Genomic DNA, 2570 nt, shown 5'->3' on the forward strand with positions numbered 1-2570 from the left:
TGCGTACTATTTTTCCCAGTCGATCATTTATCGTTTAATTGGAGAAAAATTATGCGTCACTCAATTTACTTAACATTGGCGACTTTGCTTATTAAAGCGGATTTAAAACGTGAAGAGAGAGAATGGCAACGTACCGTGCGCCGCAGTTCTCATGATGTTCCATGGACCAATGTTCATTTATTAAGGGATATTGGTTTAGATCGTGAAGGGCGAGTTACTCAAACCAGCGTGCCTGAAGCGGTTAAAGTTGAACGTCGAGTTCGTCATCTTCGTCGAGTGCTAACTGCGCGAATACCGACGTAATCTATAGCGTGTTGAGCTTCCAACATTACGCTTTAGTTAACCCTAAAAGCTCAACACGCTGTAAACGCATATCGAAATAGATTTGTTCTAAGTGCTATTAACAGGCTGACCTATATGGTCAGCCTGTTTGCTTTTATGGACATGGGTTAGAGTAGGTAGTACCGATCGCTTGAATGTCTGTTAACAGCTCATCACTAAGCTTGATATCGATGCTGTCAATGTTGGCTTTAAGTTGATCAAGGTTGGTCGCACCGATGATGTTGGAAGCGACAAATGGACGTTGATTGACGAACGCCAATGCCATTTGCGCAGGATCTAGGCCATGCTCACGCGCCAAGTTCACGTATGCTTCTGTCGCTTTGACGCCTTGAGGCGTGAAGTAACGAGCGAAACGCTCCCACTTAGTACAGCGTGCACCTTCTGGTTTTGCGCCATGTAAGTATTTACCACTCAAACAACCAAACGCCAGAGGTGAATACGCTAACAGTTGGACACCTTCATAATGGCTGATTTCAGACAAACCCACTTCGAAGCTGCGGTTGAGTAGATTGTATGGATTTTGAATTGAAACGATACGCGGTAAATCATGCTTCTCCGCTAAACGAAGCAAAGACATCACCCCCCAAGGTGTTTCGTTAGATACGCCGATGTAACGCACTTTACCCATCTTAACCAGTTCAGTTAATGCTTCTAGGGTTTCAATTAACGTCACTTCTTCTTGCTTGTCTGGGTAAGGGTAGTTGAGTTGGCCAAAGCAGTTAGTTTGACGCTGTGGCCAGTGAAGTTGGTACAAATCTACGTAATCGGTTTGGAGTCGTTGAAGGCTAGAGTCGATGGCATCATGGATATTGCGACGATTTAAACTCATGTTTTCACGGATGTGAGGCACATTGCGCGGCCCTGCCACTTTTGTCGCTAGAACGACTTTTTCTCGCTTGCCGGATTTTGTCAGCCAGTTGCCGATGTATTGTTCTGTTAGGCCTTGTGTTTCTGCTTTTGGCGGAACAGGGTACATCTCTGCGGTATCAATGAAGTTCACCCCATGATCGACAGCAAAGTCGAGCTGCTCAAAAGCTTCCTGTTCGATATTTTGCTCACCAAAAGTCATAGTGCCGAGACAGATTTTACTGATCTCGAGTGATGAGTGCGGTAGTTTGGTGTATTGCATTTCACTTCCTTGAAAAATAGCCAACTGAATAGGTTATCCATCAATATATGGGATTTTTGGTCGCTATCGCAAATCATTTACGTATAAGCGCAAGTGTGGCTCGAAAGGTATTCATCCCCCAACTACACTAAAAAGATCTTGTGAAGGAGGTGCACTATGCAGAAGCATCAACTGGACATGTGGCTACATGGTCAACATAAAGACACCTATACGTTACCCAAAGTATTTGTCATTGGGTGTTCCGATGTCTCTGACTATTTGCTAGCTGTGGAATATAAGCACCAGCTCGAGCCGATTAAAGATGGAGAGGAACCGCTTCATTTTGGTTCCTTAGATTTGGTGAAAGAAGAGCTGCTCAGGTTAGGTATCGACAAAGCTTATTTGCGGTTACACAACGCTTACGATGAGTGCGGTAGTGAGGGTACTGCCTCTTACTGCGATATCGAATTATCGTTGGTTACCCATTAGAGTGAACAGATGAGTTACTCAGATTGCACATTGATATAGTGCTTCAGTAAGATCTGTTCGGTGAATTGTGTTCGCAGGTAAAAGCCTCGTGGTAGCGTCTTCATTGGTTTCCCGTTGGAGCTATAGGCTTCAGTTAGTGCTTTGGCATTAGCGGCCTTTGGGCGCAGGTGAAGCGCTTCGCCATGTCTGGCTGAAATTTGATCAAATTTGCCAAAGACGATCATTTCCATCAGTTCTTCCCAGTCATTTCGTAAGATCTGCTCCTCTTCTTTATCTGGCGACCAAATAAGAGGCGTCCCTACACGACGCTCGGCAAGGGGGATTTCTCGTTCACCTTCTACAGGAACCCACAATACGCGCGAGAGCTTATTGCGCACATGGCTGGTTTCCCATGTCAGTCCTTGAACACCAGTTAAGGGTGCAACGCATACAAATGTAGTTTCTAACGGTCGTCCGTTGTAGCCAATTGGAATGCTCTTTAACTCGATACCAAGTTTGGAAAAGTCTTGTTGAGGTTTGCTACCCGCAGGAGCGCCCAAATGCCATTCCAGCAATTGTCCCACCCAGCCTTTATCGCGTTTGAGGTTTTCTGGAACGGTCATCCCTGCTTCGTCCGCTAATTCCGCAAAAC

At 45.4% G+C, this 2570-nt stretch carries 4 protein-coding genes; 2 read left to right on the forward strand and 2 right to left on the reverse strand.

The genetic code is table 11. The features are described 5' to 3' along the window. Positions 1–51: 51 nt before the first annotated feature. Positions 52–303: a hypothetical protein gene (locus tag R7P67_RS23035; RefSeq protein WP_005459410.1), complete on the forward strand. Its 252-nt coding sequence runs from the start codon at positions 52–54 to the stop codon at positions 301–303. Positions 304–436: 133 nt separating this feature from the next. Here R7P67_RS23035 and R7P67_RS23040 read toward each other — a convergent pair whose 3' ends face one another. Then, positions 437–1471 carry an NADP(H)-dependent aldo-keto reductase gene (locus R7P67_RS23040; protein ID WP_005488759.1) on the reverse strand — a complete coding sequence of 345 codons (1035 nt, stop codon included), beginning with the start codon at positions 1469–1471 and terminating at the stop codon, positions 437–439. A 156-nt stretch (positions 1472–1627) separates the two neighbouring features. Between R7P67_RS23040 and R7P67_RS23045 the strand changes: the two genes are divergently transcribed. Then, complete coding sequence (locus R7P67_RS23045; RefSeq protein WP_005481791.1) at positions 1628–1939, forward strand: DUF6482 family protein; 312 nt, start codon at positions 1628–1630, stop codon at positions 1937–1939. Between the two features lie 14 nt (positions 1940–1953). On the opposite strand, the gene mutH is transcribed toward R7P67_RS23045, so the two are convergent. Beyond that, positions 1954–2570 (reverse strand): DNA mismatch repair endonuclease MutH (gene mutH / locus R7P67_RS23050; protein WP_318086103.1); only part of this gene is annotated, 617 nt, incomplete at its 5' end.

It is taken from the genome of Vibrio sp. Vb0937, from assembly GCF_033338855.1.

Coding starts and splice junctions, on each gene's coding strand:
- R7P67_RS23040 (WP_005488759.1), bottom strand. CDS start 1,471: ATGCAATACACCAAACTACCGCACTCATCACTCGAGATCAGTAAAATC.
- R7P67_RS23035 (WP_005459410.1), top strand. CDS start 52: ATGCGTCACTCAATTTACTTAACATTGGCGACTTTGCTTATTAAAGCG.
- R7P67_RS23045 (WP_005481791.1), top strand. CDS start 1,628: ATGCAGAAGCATCAACTGGACATGTGGCTACATGGTCAACATAAAGAC.